Origin of the sequence: Nocardia vinacea NBRC 16497, from assembly GCF_000308835.1 — a bacterium.
GTDB lineage: Bacteria > Actinomycetota > Actinomycetes > Mycobacteriales > Mycobacteriaceae > Nocardia > Nocardia vinacea.
Map to the genome: position 1 here is coordinate 19152 of NZ_BAGN01000166.1, position 13708 is coordinate 32859.

Genomic DNA, 13708 nt, shown 5'->3' on the forward strand with positions numbered 1-13708 from the left:
GAAATCATGGCTGTATCCGATGGTCGCTCCGCAGGCTCCGCTCCCTCGCCCCTCGACGAATACCCCATCCATCAGACCCACCTGTCCATGTCCCGAGTCGCCAGCAGTGACCGGAACTTCTACGACAGAAGCTATTTCAACGGCCACGACCGCGACGGCGGCACCTTCTTCGTCACCGGCGGCGGGGTGTATCCGAACCTCGGGGTGATCGACGCGTACGCCTGCGTCCGACGTGGCGACATCCAGCGCACGGTCCGCTTCTCCGACGCGCTCGGCGATCGCGGCGTCGACCTGCGCGTCGGCGGCTACCGCATCGAGGTGCAGGAACCGCTGCAGCGGATCCGGGTGATCTGCGAGCACGATGACCTCGGCTTCGACCTCACCTGGCACGGATCCTTCCCCACTGTCGAGGAACAACCGCATCTGATCCTCAACGGCAACCGCCCGATCATCCAGGCCACCCGGTTCGCACAGGTCGGCTCGTGGGAGGGAACGCTGCACGTCGACGGCACGGATCGCACCGTCGACCCGGCCGTCTGGATGGGCACCCGGGACCGCTCCTGGGGCATCCGCCCGGTGGGCGAACCCGAGCCGCCGGGCCGGGCCGCCGCCGAACCGTCCGGCGGATTCTGGTGGATGTACGTGCCGCTGCGCTTCGACGACTTCGCCATCGTGCTGATCCTGCAGGAGGAACCGGACGGCAAGCGCACCCTCAACGACGCCGTCCGCATCTTCCCGGACGGTCGCACCGAACAGCTGGGGTGGCCGCGCTACCACATCGAATACCGTTCCGGCACCAGGCATCCCATCGGCGCACGGCTGGAGATGACCACCCCTGACGGTAAGCCGCTCGAGGTCGAAGTCCGGACCGTCACCAATGTCCCCCTGCACGTCGGCTGCGGATACGGCGGGGATCCGGACTGGTTGCACGGTCGATGGATGGGGCGCGACTGGTCCTCGAGCAGCAGTTACGACCTCACCGATCCGGCCATCGCGGGGCGCATCCCGTTCGGGGTCATCGATCATGTCGCACACGCGCGCTGCGGGGATTCCGAGGGGTGGGGCCTGTTCGAACACGGAAGTCTCGGGCGGCACGACCCGACCGGGTTCGCAGACTGGGGTTCGGTCGCGCCGTAGGGTTTTCGGTGGGCACGCACTCGTGCGCGCCCACCGGATTCAGCTCGTCGGCCGCGCCAACTCGGGACGTTTGCGGTAGTCGGTCAGCCCGATCACATTCCCCCACGGATCGGAAACCTCTACGCTCCAACCGGTTCCGACCTCGAACGGTGCGCTGACCACCGGTACGCCGAACCCTTCGAGTTCGGCCGCGGCCGCCACCGCATCCGGTACCTCCAGCCACAGCCGCATTCCGGACAATCCGGCTGCACCCGCCCGCGGATCCACCCGAGCCATGACACCGGCCACCTCACCGCCGACATCGAATACCGCAATCCCCTGCTCCGGCAGTGTGAACTTCACCGCCAACCCCAGCACGCCACCGTAGAACGACACCGCGGCCTCCAGGTCACCGACCGGAACCAGCACATTGTCGATGCCTCGGATATCCATCGCCCCACTAAACCACGCCGGTCTACGGGAATGACCACGAATCGATGGACTTCCCGCGGCTGAGAACTGTCATGCCCGCGAGCGCGCCCGATGTCTGGCACCATGCGGCTCCACCGGCGAAACATCTTGCTGAACAAGGTGATTCGGCGGAAGCTTTGTCTGGTTGCGTAAGCGACCGATCGTCCATACCCGTGCCAACGGGTCGGCACCGCCCGAGGGGTCATCATGACAAGTCTTCCCGCATTCCCCGCCGCCGACGAAAGCCCGCTCGACACCTGCATCCGGCTGCAGCAGACCGCGCCCGTGGTCGAAGTGGAATTCCCGGGCGGCGTGCCCGCCTATTTGGCCTTGACGCACAACGCCGTTGCGGAGATCCTCGCCGGCGACAACAAAACCTTCGCCAGGGACCCCAAGCACTGGCCCGCACTATACGACGGATCGATCCCGGAAGACTGGCCGCTACGGGCCATCGTCCAGGGCGACCACCTGTCGACGAAGGACGGTGAGGATCACCGTCGGTTGCGTGGTCTGGTCGGGAAGGGATTTACACCTCGACGGGTGCAGGCGATGGAACCCCGCATCCAAGAGCTAATCGACGGTCTGTTGGACGAGGTGATCGCCGCAGGTGACGGAGTGGATCTGGTACCAACCTTCACCGACGCACTGCCGATGGCGGTCATCGCCGAATTGTTCGGCGTGCCCGACGCGGACCGGCCACGGCTGCGGAAATGGACCTCCACTCTGTTGGCGCACACCACCCCGCCGGAGCTGGCGTTCGCGACCCAGAACGAACTCGGGGCTTTCCTGCACGCATTGGTGCAGCGCAAGCAGCAGGAACCCGGCGACGATCTGACCTCGGATCTGGTGCAGGCCCGCGATGCGGGCGATCAGCTCACCACCGACGAATTGGTCGGCGTGCTCTGGCTGATGCTGATCGCCGGTCACGAGACCACGGTGCATCTGCTCGGGCACGCCGTGGTCGCACTGCATCGGAATCCCGACCAGCTCGCAGTGGCCAAGGCCGAAGACCGTTGGGCCGATGTGGTCGAGGAAACGTTGCGGTACCGCCATTCGGTGATGATGACCAGCTACCGGTTCACGCTGACCGATGTGACGATCGCCGGTGTGGCCATTCCCAAGGGGAATGCGGTCGGTGTGGTCTACCAGGCGACCGGCGTCGATCCGGAGAAGTACGGCGAGACCGCGAACCAGTTCGATCTCACCCGCGAACAGACCGGACACCTCGGCTTCGGACACGGGCCGCGCTACTGCATCGGCGCACCGCTCGCCCGGTTGGAGAGTCGACTCGCCCTCGCCTCGCTCTACCGGCGGCTGCCTGACCTGCGGCTCACCATCGATCCGGACGATATTCCCTACTCACCGTCGTTCTTCACTGTCGGCCCGTTGTCCCTGCCGATCGCACTGGGAACGGTGTCCTGACTCTTGTTACGTCAGTGGTGATTTCGGCGCGAGCGCGGCCGCGATCACTATTCCGTCGACGGTCCGCTTGGGAATAACGAGCGGACCGTCGGCGGCCAGTAGCGCGGCCGCCTCGGCGACGCTGGCGGTGCCGAGCGCCTCATCGGTACGTGCCGAGGGATTCGGCACGTCGACCCGGGCGAGCTCGGCCGCGGTAAAGGCGCGGACCGAGACGCCCACATGAGCGGCGACACCACGAAGTTCCTCGGCGCGCCGATCGATGGTCGCGAGGTAGGCAATAGGCTTGTCGCCCAGCACTTCTCGCAGGGCATCCAAAATCCGCTCGCTCGATGTGCCCGGCCGGAACCCGAGACCGACGGCCCAGCCTTGCGGGGTCGGTTCGCCGGTTGGGGACGCCGAGGTGTCAGATGGTGGCACGGCTTTGGGCGTATTGGGCGGCTGCGGCGACAAAACGGGTTGTGGCTCCGGGGTTTCCGGCCGGGTGGGTGTGCAGGTAAGAGGCGTGAACGCGGTGGATCAAGGCGCCCTCGCGGATGCGCTCGCCCGCAGTGTGCCAGCCCCAGGCAGAGGCGTCGTCACCGGTGGCAACCAGGCGGGTGCGGTGGAATTCGTGGCCGCGCACCCGTTCTCCCGCGCGCCATAGGGCGGAATCCGCCAGCGCCACGGCATCTCGATAGCCGAGGGTCAGGCGGGGTCCGAATTCCGCTGTCGCATCGACTACCCCCGCCATCGAATGGCCGTCCAGCGAGCGGCTGAGGTACAGCAATCCAGCACATTCGGCATGCACCGGAAGGCCCGCCCCGGCCTGCTCGGCGACCTGCGCCAGCAGCCGATCGTTGGCCGCCAACGCCGCAGCATGCTCCTCGGGAAACCCACCGGGCAATACCAAACCGGCCGTCCCCGTGGGAAGTTCATCCCGCAGCGGATCGAAGACCACAACCCGTGCCCCGGCAGCCTCCAACAACTCCCGATGCTCCGCATACCCGAACGTGAACGCAGCCCCGCCGGCCATGGCAATCACAGGACCGAGCGCGGCCTCCGTAACCACACCCGACACAACCGGGCCTTGTGCGGCCGTCGGCTTCGCACGACTCGCGCGTTCGGCGACTACATCGGCTGCCCGCGCGCTGTCGCCGACGCCCGCAGAAGCGACACCGGCAGTACTCGCGCCGGCCTGGGCCTTCGAACGGCTCGCCCCGCTGAACGCGCTGGTCACGTCTGCGGCGATCGCTTCGTCGACGCTGGCCGCAGCCGCACTGTTCGCGTACACCGAGTCCTCGAATCCACGGATCGCGGTCGCGGGATCCCAGGCTCGGGCGGTGCTGGTCGAGCGGGCCAGGCGGGCGATGGTGGGGAGGTCGACGTGGGCGGCGACGAGGTCGGTCATTGCTTCGACGGCGGCGGTGGCGGCGTGGCCGTGTTCGACCGCGGGGATGAGGCCGAGGTGGCGCGAGGGGACCTCGAGTTCCGCCATGCGCGGTAGTGATCCGAGGACCGGGAGGCCGACTCGGTCACAGGCGGCACGCAGCACCTGGTCGTGACGTTCACTGCCGACGCGGTTGAGGATGACACCGCCCAAGCTGATCGCAGCGTCGAAGGTGGCGAAGCCGTGCAGGAGAGCGGCGAGGCTCTGACTGTGGCCGCGGGCATCGACGACCAAAATCACTGGGGCGCCGAGTAATCCGGCGACCTGCGCGGTGGAACCCTCGGCGATCGGTGCGGCGTGGTACTCGTCGATACGGCCGTCGAACAAGCCCATTACGCCCTCGACCACCGCCAGATCGCACCCGTGGGCACCGTGGCGGTACAGCGGAACAACACGTTCCGCGCCGACCAGCACCGGATCGAGATTGCGTCCTGGTCGCCCAGCCGCCAGGCCGTGATACCCCGGATCGATATAGTCCGGCCCCACCTTGAACGGCGCCACCCGATGTCCGGCGCGCCGCAGCGCCCCGATCAGACCGGTCGCCAACGTTGTCTTCCCACTGCCCGAAGCGGGCGCGGCGATCACTACCGCCGGAACCCCACTCACAACCGCGCCCCTTCTCGGGATCCCGGTGCGGTCACCATTCAATTCCTCGCTGGCCCTTGCGCCCCGCATCCATGGGGTGCTTGACCTTGGTCATTTCGGTGACGAGATCGGCGGCATCCACAAGGGCTGCGGGCGCATCGCGGCCGGTGATGACCACATGCTGGTTACCCGGGCGGTTGCGCAGAGTTTCGACTACCTCGTCGACATCGACCCAGCCCCATTTGAGCGGGTAGGTGAATTCGTCGAGGACGTAGAAGCGGTGCTGCTCAGCCTGAAGCCTGCGCGCGATCTCGCGCCACCCGGCCAGTGCGGCGGCGGCATGGTCCTCATCGGTGCCCTGCTTGCGGGTCCACGACCAACCCTCACCCATCTTGTGCCATTCAACCGCCCCACCGACACCGGTCTCCTCGTGCAGACGGCCGAGGGTGCGAAAGGCGGCCTCCTCCCCCACCTTCCACTTGGCACTCTTGACGAACTGGAATACCGCTACATCAAACCCCTGATTCCACGCCCGCAACGCCATCCCGAACGCGGCCGTCGACTTCCCCTTCCCCGGCCCCGTATGCACCGCGAGCACCGGCAAATTCCGCCGCTGCCGCGTGGTCAGCCCGTCATCCGGAACCGTCTCCGGTACACCCTTAGGCATCGAAACTCCTTGATAGCCCATTGATCAGAACAGCCACATCAGCCTGTTGCGCCACGATCAGGCGGCTCGTGTCGCGCCGGGGCGACCGGATCCGGCGCGGACGACATCGGCGACCGAGTCACCGGTCAGTTCGGCTAGTCGGAGGTAGCCTGCGCGGAGGGTGCGGGCCAGGTCGGCGGCGAGGCCGAGGCGGACCATGCCGCGTTCGCAGTCCACGACGATCGAGGTGATCGCCTCGGCGGCAAGCAGATTCGCGGCGGCGCGGGCGCGGGGCACCGGATCGATGCCGCCGGTGGCGCGGCCGTCGGTGAGCAGGACCAGCATCGGGCGGCGGCGCGGATCGCGGACACGTTCGCGGTGCACGACCTCGCGTGCCTTCAAAAGCCCTGCGGCGAGCGGGGTTTTGCCGCCGGTGCGAAGGCCGGACAGGCGGCGCACCGCGATATCGACCGAGGAGGTCGGCGGCAGGACGAGTTCGGCTTCCACGCCACGCAGGGTGATCACGGCGACCTTGTCCCGCCGCTGGTAGGCGTCACGCAGCAGAGCGACGACCGCGCCGGTAACCGAGGAGAGACGGTCGCGCGCCGCCATGGATCCGGAGGCATCGACCACGAAGACCACCAGATTACCTTCGCGCCCTTCGCGATACGCACCGCGCAGATCATCGGCGACCAGCTTCAACGGTCCGTCGGCTCGGCCGCGGGAGTGCTGGTGCGGTGCGGCGGCGAATACCGTGCCGAGCAGATGCAGACCGCCGGAGGTATCGGTAGTGGACCGCACCGTGCGTCCCTGCCTGGTCTGTGCGCGCGAACGGCGACCTGCGGCGCCCTCACCGACGCCGGGCACCTCCCAACGCGGCGGTGTCACAACGGATGTCGCGGGCGTGCCGATACGACCCTCACGCGCGGACGGTGACTGCCCACCGCCCGGCGAATCCGGACCGCCGTCGTCAGGGCCGGGAGCGCCCGAACCGCCGTTGCCGGGACCTCCATCCGGATCATCGTCTGGACCTGGACCATCCGCGGGACCACTCGAACCGCCATCGTCCGAACGGCCGTCGTCGAATTCCTCAGCCCCGTCCTGCTCCAATTCCGCACGCTCACTGGACTTTTCCGCCTCTTCCCCCGCAGCACGCATCGCCTCGTCCAGCTGCTCTTCGCTGATCCCGGGCTCATCGAACGGATCCCGCCGCCGCCGATGCGGCAATGCCAGCTCGGCCGCAACCCGCACATCCGCCTCGGCCACCGCATCCGCCCCGCGCCAGGCCGCATGCGCGGTGGCGGTCCTGGCCACCACCAGATCGGCCCGCATCCCGTCCACATCGAACGACGCACACAGCGCGGCGATCCGCCGCAACTCCACGTCATCGAGCGCGACGGACGCGACCCGCTCACGGGCGGTGAGAATCCGCTCGGCTACCTCCCGGTCGGCCGGGGCATAGCGTGCGGCGAATCCGGCCGGGTCAGCCTCATAGTCCAGCCGACGCCGCACCACCGACATCCGCATATCAACATTCCGCGAGGCCGCGACATCGACGGTGAGCCCGAACCGGTCCAGTAGCTGCGGCCGCAGCTCACCTTCCTCCGGGTTCATGGTGCCGACCAGCACGAACCGGGCCGGATGCGAATGCGAGACCCCATCGCGCTCGATATGCACCCGCCCCATCGCGGCGGCATCGAGCAGTACGTCCACCAGGTGGTCGTGCAGCAGATTCACCTCGTCGACGTAGAGCACGCCGTGATGCGCGGCCGCCAACAGTCCGGGCCGGAACGCTTGCTCGCCGTCGCGCAGCACCCGCTCCAGATCCAGAGAACCGACCACCCGGTCTTCTGTGGCTCCCACCGGCAACTCGACCAGCCGAGCGGGCCGCGCACCCGTCTCATCGACAATGGGCGGCAGCAATTGCGCAAGCGCCCGCACCACAGTCGATTTCGCGGTCCCCTTCTCCCCGCGCACCAAGACGCCGCCGATCCCGGGATGTACCGCGCACAGGATCAGCGCCAGCTGCAACCGCTCCTGCCCCACCACCGCCGAGAACGGAAAGCCCGCATCACCATCGGCACCGGGACGCGCCCCGGTCAGCGAAGAGGCATGCGGCGCGGTTTCGGTACGGGGCAATGACACGCCCCAACTCTATTCGCGCCACAATGCCCGCCGGGCGGCACCCTCCGCGTGGGAGCTACCCCTTGCGCATGGGCAGATGCATGATGCCGTCTTCTTCGAACTCGTCCCCGTCGGGTTTGAAGCCGAACTTGGCGTACAAGTCGACCAGGTAGGTCTGGGCACTCAAGCGCACGGTCGCCGAACCCGCCTCGGCGAGCGCAGCCTGCACCAGCCGGGTGGTGTAACCGTGCCCGCGCGCCGGAACCGACGTGCACACCCGGCCGATGCGGAACGATTTCACACCGTTCTCGTGCTCCTCGGTCAACCGCAGCGTCGAGATGATCTCGCCCTCGTCATCGAGCCAGAAATGGCGTGTCTCCGGCAGCAGGTCGAGACCGTCCAGCTCCGGGTACGCGCATTTCTGCTCGACGACAAATACTTCGACGCGAAGCTTCAACAGCTGATACAGGGTGGCGGTGTCGAGATCAAGCGCCCAGGACCGTTTGAGTGCAACCGTTGACATCATCGCGTCTTGCTATCACAACTACGCGGTCGGCGCGACCGCTGTATCCAATTTGCGATGTTCGCGGGGCCCTCCGTGGTTACGCAAGCTACCGCCTCCGAGCACGTCGCTCACACCGCGGTGTGCTTTGGCGTGTTGTCCGACACACCGTTCAGGTTCAGGGTTTTGGTCGACCAATCCCAGACTTCCTGGAACAGCGCCTGGTTCTCCGAGAGCTTCACGCCCAGCGAGGGCACCATTTCCTTCAGCTTCGGCGACCAGTCGTCGTACTCGCGTGGGAAGCACCGCTGCAGCACGTCGATCATGGCGCTCACACCAGTCGACGCGCCGGGTGACGCGCCGAGCAGACCCGCAATGGTGCCGTCTTCGGCGGTGATGACCGCCGTGCCGAACTCGAGCACACCGCCCGCGCCCTTGCGCCGGATGACCTGCACCCGCTGCCCCGCGGTGATCAGCTCCCAGTCGTGGCCGTCCGCGCGCGGAATGAACTCCTCCAGCGTGGCCACCTTGCCCGCCTCGGACTTGAGCAGCTCGCTGATCAGGTACTTGGTCAGACCGAGTTCGGTGACGCCGACGCCGAGCAGCGAGAAGATGTTGTTCGGCTTGACCGATTTGAACAGATCGGTGTTCTTGCCGTCCTTGAGGAACTTCGGCGTCCACCCGGCGTACGGGCCGAACAGCAGACCGGGACGGCCCTTGATGACGCGAGTGTCCAAGTGCGGCACCGACATCGGGGGCGCGCCGACGGCGGCCTTGCCGTAGACCTTGGCCTTGTGCTTGTAGATCAGCTCCGGGTTGGTGCAGCGGATGAACTGACCGCTGATCGGGAAGCCGCCGAAACCCTTGGCCTCCTTGATGCCCGACTTCTGCAGCAGCGGCAGCGCGCCGCCACCGGCGCCGACGAAGACGAATTTGCTGATCAGCGTCCGGGTTCGGCGAGTACGCAGGTTGCGCACCTTGACCAGCCAGGAGCCGTCGGACTGCTTGGTGAGGTCGCGCACCTCGTGACCGAAGGCCAGATCGACGCCGGAGCGGCCGAGGTAGGCCAGCAGTTCGCTGGTGAGCGAACCGAAGTCGATATCGGTGCCCTCATCGGTCCAGTTGAGCGCGATCGGATCGGAGAAGTCGCGGCCCCTGGCCATCAGCGGCAGCCGCTTGGTGAATTCGTCGGGGCTGTCGATGTATTCCATCGTCGAGAACAGCGGATGCCGCGACAGCGCCTCGTACCGCTTGCGTAGGTAGTCCACATTGTCCGCGCCGTGCACGAAGCTGACGTGCGGGATGGGGTTGATGAAGGCGGAGGGATCGCCGAGGATGCCGTTCTCCACGCCGTAGGACCAGAACTGGCGCGAGACCTGGAAGCGCTCGTTGATGTCGATGGCCTTGCTGATATCGACCGAGCCGTCCGGATTCTGCGGGCTGTAGTTCAGTTCACACAGTGCGGAGTGTCCGGTGCCCGCGTTGTTCCACGGATCGCTGCTCTCGGCGGCGGCCGCGTCCAGCCGCTCGAATAGGGAGATCGACCATTCCGGCTGCAGCTGCCGAAGCAGTGCGCCGAGAGTGGCACTCATGATGCCGGCACCGATGAGTACTACATCGGTCTTTTCAGTCATGGCAGCGTTCGGCACGGGTAGATCGACTTCCTTGTCCTTCTGCGCACGCCCACCCCCACGGTGGGCCTGCTGGGCACGGGCGCTATGTGGTTGTTGCGAGTCCTGCGTGACTCGGCGAGGTGTAGGTTACCCGCCGTTCACCTAGCCCAATTGTGCACCTCACCTGTTCGAAGTCCGACAACGAACCTACCGAATGTGACATAGATTCCTTCTTGGGTTCGACCTTCGAAACCGCGCTGACGTCGCTGACCCTTTCGAGTGACCTGCAAGCAGTCACTACGGCTAGATTGATCCTTGTGACGAACGAAGCCTCGCTCAGCGTGTCCGATATCACCGCCCCGGCGGCCGAGCGATGGCAGCCCGATGTCCTCGGTGCGGGCTATGAGCAGCGCACTCTGCCGCTCGGTCCGGACCCCGATGGCGAGGGCGAGGCCGTCGCGACTCTCGTTCGCTACACCCCGGACACCGGTGCCGCGACTAGCGATCGCTTGCGGGTCGCTCGAAACGACACAGCCACCGAGCCGGCGGTGCTCTACGTGCACGGTTTCACCGACTACTTCTTCCAACAGCATCTCGCCGAACACTTCACCGGACGCGGGCATCGTTTCTACGCGCTGGATCTGCGCAAGTGCGGTCGCTCGCTGCGCGACGGCCAGACGCCGCACTACGTCACCGATCTGGCGCTCTACGACGCCGAGCTGAACGAGTCGCTGCGCATCGTCCAGGAAGAGGCGGGCGACAATGTGCTCCTGGTCGCACATTCGACCGGCGGGCTCATCGTGCCGCTCTGGCTGGACCGGCTCGACAAGGCAAAGGGTACGGCCAAGTCGGGCATTGTCGGCCTGGTGCTCAACAGCCCCTGGTTCGATCTGCAGGGCCCCTCGTACTACCGGACCGTCGGCACCCCGGTGATCAAGATGGTCGGCCGGTTCCGGTCGATGTTCGAGCTACCCGGCGGCAAGATCAGCTCCTACGGCGACAGCCTGCACCAAAGCGTCGCGGGTGAGTGGGATTACAACCTGGATTGGAAGCCGCTGGAGGGCTTCCCGGTCCGGCTCGGCTGGCTGCGCGCGATCCGCAACGGGCACGCCAAGCTGCAAGGGGGGCTCTCGGTCGGCGTGCCCGCGTTGATTCTGCGTTCGCGCATCACGAAATTCGCGCGCAAGTACGGTCCGGCCGTCGATGTGGCGGATGCGGTGCTCGATGTCCGACAGATTCAGCGCTGGTCGGGCTGCCTGGGCGATCGAACCAATATCGTCCCGATCGACGGCGCCCGCCACGATGTCTTCCTGTCCTCGGCCGAACCGCTGGCCAAGGCCTTCGCCGAACTCGACAGCTGGTTGGACTGGCTAGCGGCCTTCCACAGGAAGAACGCCGGATCACCAGAGGCTGGTGCGTAGCACGATCTCGGTGGCCAATTCATGGTCGGCCTCGGTCGCCACGTTGTCGACATCGATCTCTACGACCCGGAATTCGCCGTAGACGTAGCGTCCGGAGGCATCGGCGACCGAACGCGGCAGATTCTTGGTGACCAGCACCGTGGCGGCAACCTCCACCGGCCGACACGTGGGGTCCGCGACGGTGCCGTCGGCGGCCGGAATCGCGGGATGGCCGCGATCGGCGACGACAAGGCTGATGAACCGGCCGAAACCACCCGCGCAGACCTGCCAGCCCAGCTGCGCACCCGCACCCCGTCCGGCGACATTCACCCAGGGGATGCCGAGTTCGTCGAGGATGGCGTGCACGCCCGCCGGATCCAGGTCCGCTATCGATTCCACCGCAATGGTGCGCAGGTCCGAGGTGTGCAGCCGCGCACACACCTGGTCGTAGATGTCGACCGGATCACCGGCATCGGGCAACAGCAGCACGCTGTGCCGAGATTCCGGGCCGTCGACCCGTACGGTCCATGCCCGGTCACCGACCGTGATCCGCCGAGATTTCACCCGAAACACGGTACACGCTCGGGGTCGACTTCCCGGTCCGTAAGGGCCGAGCTTGCAGCTCTGGTAGTGGAAACGACCGGACTAGCGCCTGAGTCCGCAATTCCTCCCTAGCGCTGAGAATCCGAGATGCCTTGCGCACGGGACCGTTGTCAGTTCACGCAAGTCAGGAACGCACAACATTCGGCGATTGTGCTGGCCGATCAAAAAGGCGTGCTGCCGACGCCGAGGCCGGAGACGATGGTCGGCAGATCGGTGGGCGCACCGGCGGTGAGCAGGCGTTCGATGTGGGCGATGTCGAGGTGCTGTTCGATCAGGTCGGCGAGCAGGTCGAGTTGGGACGAGCGGATCGCCGCTACCGAAGTATTTTCGGCGACGACGAAGCCGTGCCGCCCTGCGTGGCCGGCGACCTCGCGGAGCCAGGAGCGACGGAACTCGTCCGATTCCAGCAGGCCGTGCAGGTGAGTGCCCCAGATCGCGTCGCGCGCAGTGCCCTCTGCTGTCGGCGAGCTGTCCAGCTCCAGCCAGGCCGGGTCACCGCTGCGCTCGACGCGACCATGGTGAATCTCATAGCCGTGCACGGGAATTCCGTTACCCCGCCCGGTACTGCGCCGCAGCACCTTAGGGTCGGCGAATTCGATCTCCAGATCGAGCAGCCCCAAACCCGCGACCGTCCCCGCATCCGATTCGACCCGGTCGACTATGCGACTCCCGAGCATCTGATATCCGCCGCAGATGCCGAGGATCGGTCGCCCGGATGCGGCCCTGGCCTGTAGCGCATCGGCAATTCCTGTGCGCCGCAACCACTCCAGATCCGAGACGGTCGCCTTACTGCCCGGCAGCACCACCAGATCGGCATCGGCGAGCCGGGACGGGTCGCTGACCCAACGCACCGCGACACCGGGCTCACAGGCCAACGCTTCGACATCGGTGGAATTGGAGATGCGCGGCAGACGGATCGCGGCGACCGTGAGCCATTCGGCGCCGACCGGCGGGTCGGGACGTCCGACCGGCGCGTCGGCGACCGTGCCGAGTGAATCCTCCGCGTCGATCCACAGCTCGTCCGTATAGGGAATGACACCGAGTGCGCGACGTCCGGTCAGCTCGGTGAGCCGGTCGAGTCCGGGACGCAGCAACTCGACATCACCGCGGAACTTGTTGACGATGAAGCCGGAGATCAGTTGCTGGTCTTCGGCCTCGAGGACGGCCACGGTGCCGAACAGGTGCGCGAGCACGCCGCCGCGGTCGATATCGCCGACCACGAGCACCGGCAGTCGCGCCGCCTGGGCGAGCCCCATATTCGCCAGATCGGTGGCGCGCAGGTTGATTTCGGCGGGCGAACCGGCACCCTCGCAGATCACCACATCGAATTCGGCGCGCAGCGAATCCAGTTCGGCGGCAACGACTTCGCGTAGGTCCTGGCGATGCCGGAAATAGTCACCCGCGCCGACGGTGCCGATGGCCTTGCCGCGCACCACGAGTTGGGAGCGTCGGTCACTGCCGGGTTTGAGCAGGACCGGATTGAACCGGATACTCGGCTCGAGCCCGCACGCCGCCGCCTGCAGGGCCTGCGCGCGACCGATCTCGCCGCCGTCGAGGGTGACCACCGAATTGTTGGACATGTTCTGCGCCTTGAACGGCGCGACTCGAACGCCGCGCCGGGCGAGCATGCGGCAAAGTCCGGCCACCACAACGCTTTTCCCGGCATCGGAGGTTGTTCCGGCGATCAGCAGCGCGCCTTTCAATGCGCCGGCTCCGTCAACGGTGCGACCACCACATCCCCGTCATCGCACCGCGCACGAGCCGACCCCAGGCACTCGCGCGCGTGCCGTGCTTGCATCA

Annotated in this window: 12 protein-coding genes; 3 read left to right on the forward strand and 9 right to left on the reverse strand. The window is 66.7% G+C overall.

All coding sequences use genetic code 11. The features are described from left to right. Positions 1–6: 6 nt before the first annotated feature. Positions 7–1137, forward strand: coding sequence for an Rv3169 family protein (locus ON44_RS22145; protein ID WP_051182320.1), 1131 nt, complete (start codon positions 7–9; stop codon positions 1135–1137). Between the two features lie 39 nt (positions 1138–1176). On the opposite strand, the gene ON44_RS22150 is transcribed toward ON44_RS22145, so the two are convergent. Further along, entirely contained in the window at positions 1177–1569 is a 393-nt protein-coding gene (locus ON44_RS22150; RefSeq protein ID WP_040693113.1) for a VOC family protein, read from the reverse strand. Between the two features lie 225 nt (positions 1570–1794). Between ON44_RS22150 and ON44_RS22155 the strand changes: the two genes are divergently transcribed. Continuing rightward, a complete protein-coding gene (locus tag ON44_RS22155) occupies positions 1795–3009 on the forward strand; it encodes a cytochrome P450 family protein (protein WP_051182321.1) in 1215 nt (404 codons plus the stop codon). A gap of 6 nt (positions 3010–3015) precedes the next feature. Here ON44_RS22155 and ON44_RS22160 read toward each other — a convergent pair whose 3' ends face one another. The 6 genes from ON44_RS22160 to mqo all read right to left on the reverse strand — a co-directional run bounded on the left by ON44_RS22160 (position 3016) and on the right by mqo (position 9926). Then, positions 3016–3426 (reverse strand): cobalamin biosynthesis protein, encoded by a 411-nt coding sequence (locus ON44_RS22160; protein ID WP_051182322.1) that lies wholly within the window; start codon positions 3424–3426, stop codon positions 3016–3018. After that, positions 3413–5041: a cobyrinic acid a,c-diamide synthase CobB gene (locus tag ON44_RS22165; protein ID WP_040693116.1), complete on the reverse strand. Its 1629-nt coding sequence runs from the start codon at positions 5039–5041 to the stop codon at positions 3413–3415. The genes ON44_RS22160 and ON44_RS22165 overlap by 14 nt, the downstream gene beginning before the upstream one ends. 31 nt (positions 5042–5072) lie before the next feature. Further along, positions 5073–5687 carry a cob(I)yrinic acid a,c-diamide adenosyltransferase gene (cobO, locus tag ON44_RS22170; protein ID WP_040693122.1) on the reverse strand — a complete coding sequence of 205 codons (615 nt, stop codon included), beginning with the start codon at positions 5685–5687 and terminating at the stop codon, positions 5073–5075. A gap of 57 nt (positions 5688–5744) precedes the next feature. Beyond that, positions 5745–7769, reverse strand: a complete 2025-nt coding sequence (locus ON44_RS22175; RefSeq protein WP_040693148.1) for a magnesium chelatase subunit D family protein — start codon at positions 7767–7769, stop codon at positions 5745–5747. 97 nt (positions 7770–7866) lie between these two features. Continuing rightward, positions 7867–8316, reverse strand: a complete 450-nt coding sequence (locus ON44_RS22180) for a GNAT family N-acetyltransferase (RefSeq protein ID WP_040693126.1) — start codon at positions 8314–8316, stop codon at positions 7867–7869. A gap of 107 nt (positions 8317–8423) precedes the next feature. Beyond that, positions 8424–9926, reverse strand: a complete 1503-nt coding sequence (gene mqo / locus ON44_RS22185) for a malate dehydrogenase (quinone) (RefSeq protein ID WP_040693129.1) — start codon at positions 9924–9926, stop codon at positions 8424–8426. Between the two features lie 296 nt (positions 9927–10222). Between mqo and ON44_RS22190 the strand changes: the two genes are divergently transcribed. Further along, entirely contained in the window at positions 10223–11326 is a 1104-nt protein-coding gene (locus ON44_RS22190; RefSeq protein ID WP_083898061.1) for an alpha/beta hydrolase, read from the forward strand. On the opposite strand, the gene ON44_RS22195 is transcribed toward ON44_RS22190, so the two are convergent. Both ON44_RS22195 and ON44_RS22200 read right to left on the reverse strand, forming a co-directional pair. After that, positions 11306–11869, reverse strand: coding sequence for a hypothetical protein (locus ON44_RS22195; protein ID WP_051182323.1), 564 nt, complete (start codon positions 11867–11869; stop codon positions 11306–11308). The genes ON44_RS22190 and ON44_RS22195 overlap by 21 nt on opposite strands. A gap of 200 nt (positions 11870–12069) precedes the next feature. Next, positions 12070–13611 carry a cobyric acid synthase gene (locus ON44_RS22200; RefSeq protein ID WP_040693131.1) on the reverse strand — a complete coding sequence of 514 codons (1542 nt, stop codon included), beginning with the start codon at positions 13609–13611 and terminating at the stop codon, positions 12070–12072. Positions 13612–13708: the final 97 nt, after the last annotated feature.

Excerpts from the sequence above, each read along its gene's own strand:
- ON44_RS22155 (WP_051182321.1), top strand. The coding sequence starts at position 1,795 with ATGACAAGTCTTCCCGCATTCCCCGCCGCCGACGAAAGCCCGCTCGAC.
- ON44_RS22150 (WP_040693113.1), bottom strand. The coding sequence starts at position 1,569 with ATGGATATCCGAGGCATCGACAATGTGCTGGTTCCGGTCGGTGACCTG.
- cobO (WP_040693122.1), bottom strand. The coding sequence starts at position 5,687 with ATGCCTAAGGGTGTACCGGAGACGGTTCCGGATGACGGGCTGACCACG.
- mqo (WP_040693129.1), bottom strand. The coding sequence starts at position 9,926 with ATGACTGAAAAGACCGATGTAGTACTCATCGGTGCCGGCATCATGAGT.
- ON44_RS22145 (WP_051182320.1), top strand. The coding sequence starts at position 7 with ATGGCTGTATCCGATGGTCGCTCCGCAGGCTCCGCTCCCTCGCCCCTC.
- ON44_RS22180 (WP_040693126.1), bottom strand. The coding sequence starts at position 8,316 with ATGATGTCAACGGTTGCACTCAAACGGTCCTGGGCGCTTGATCTCGAC.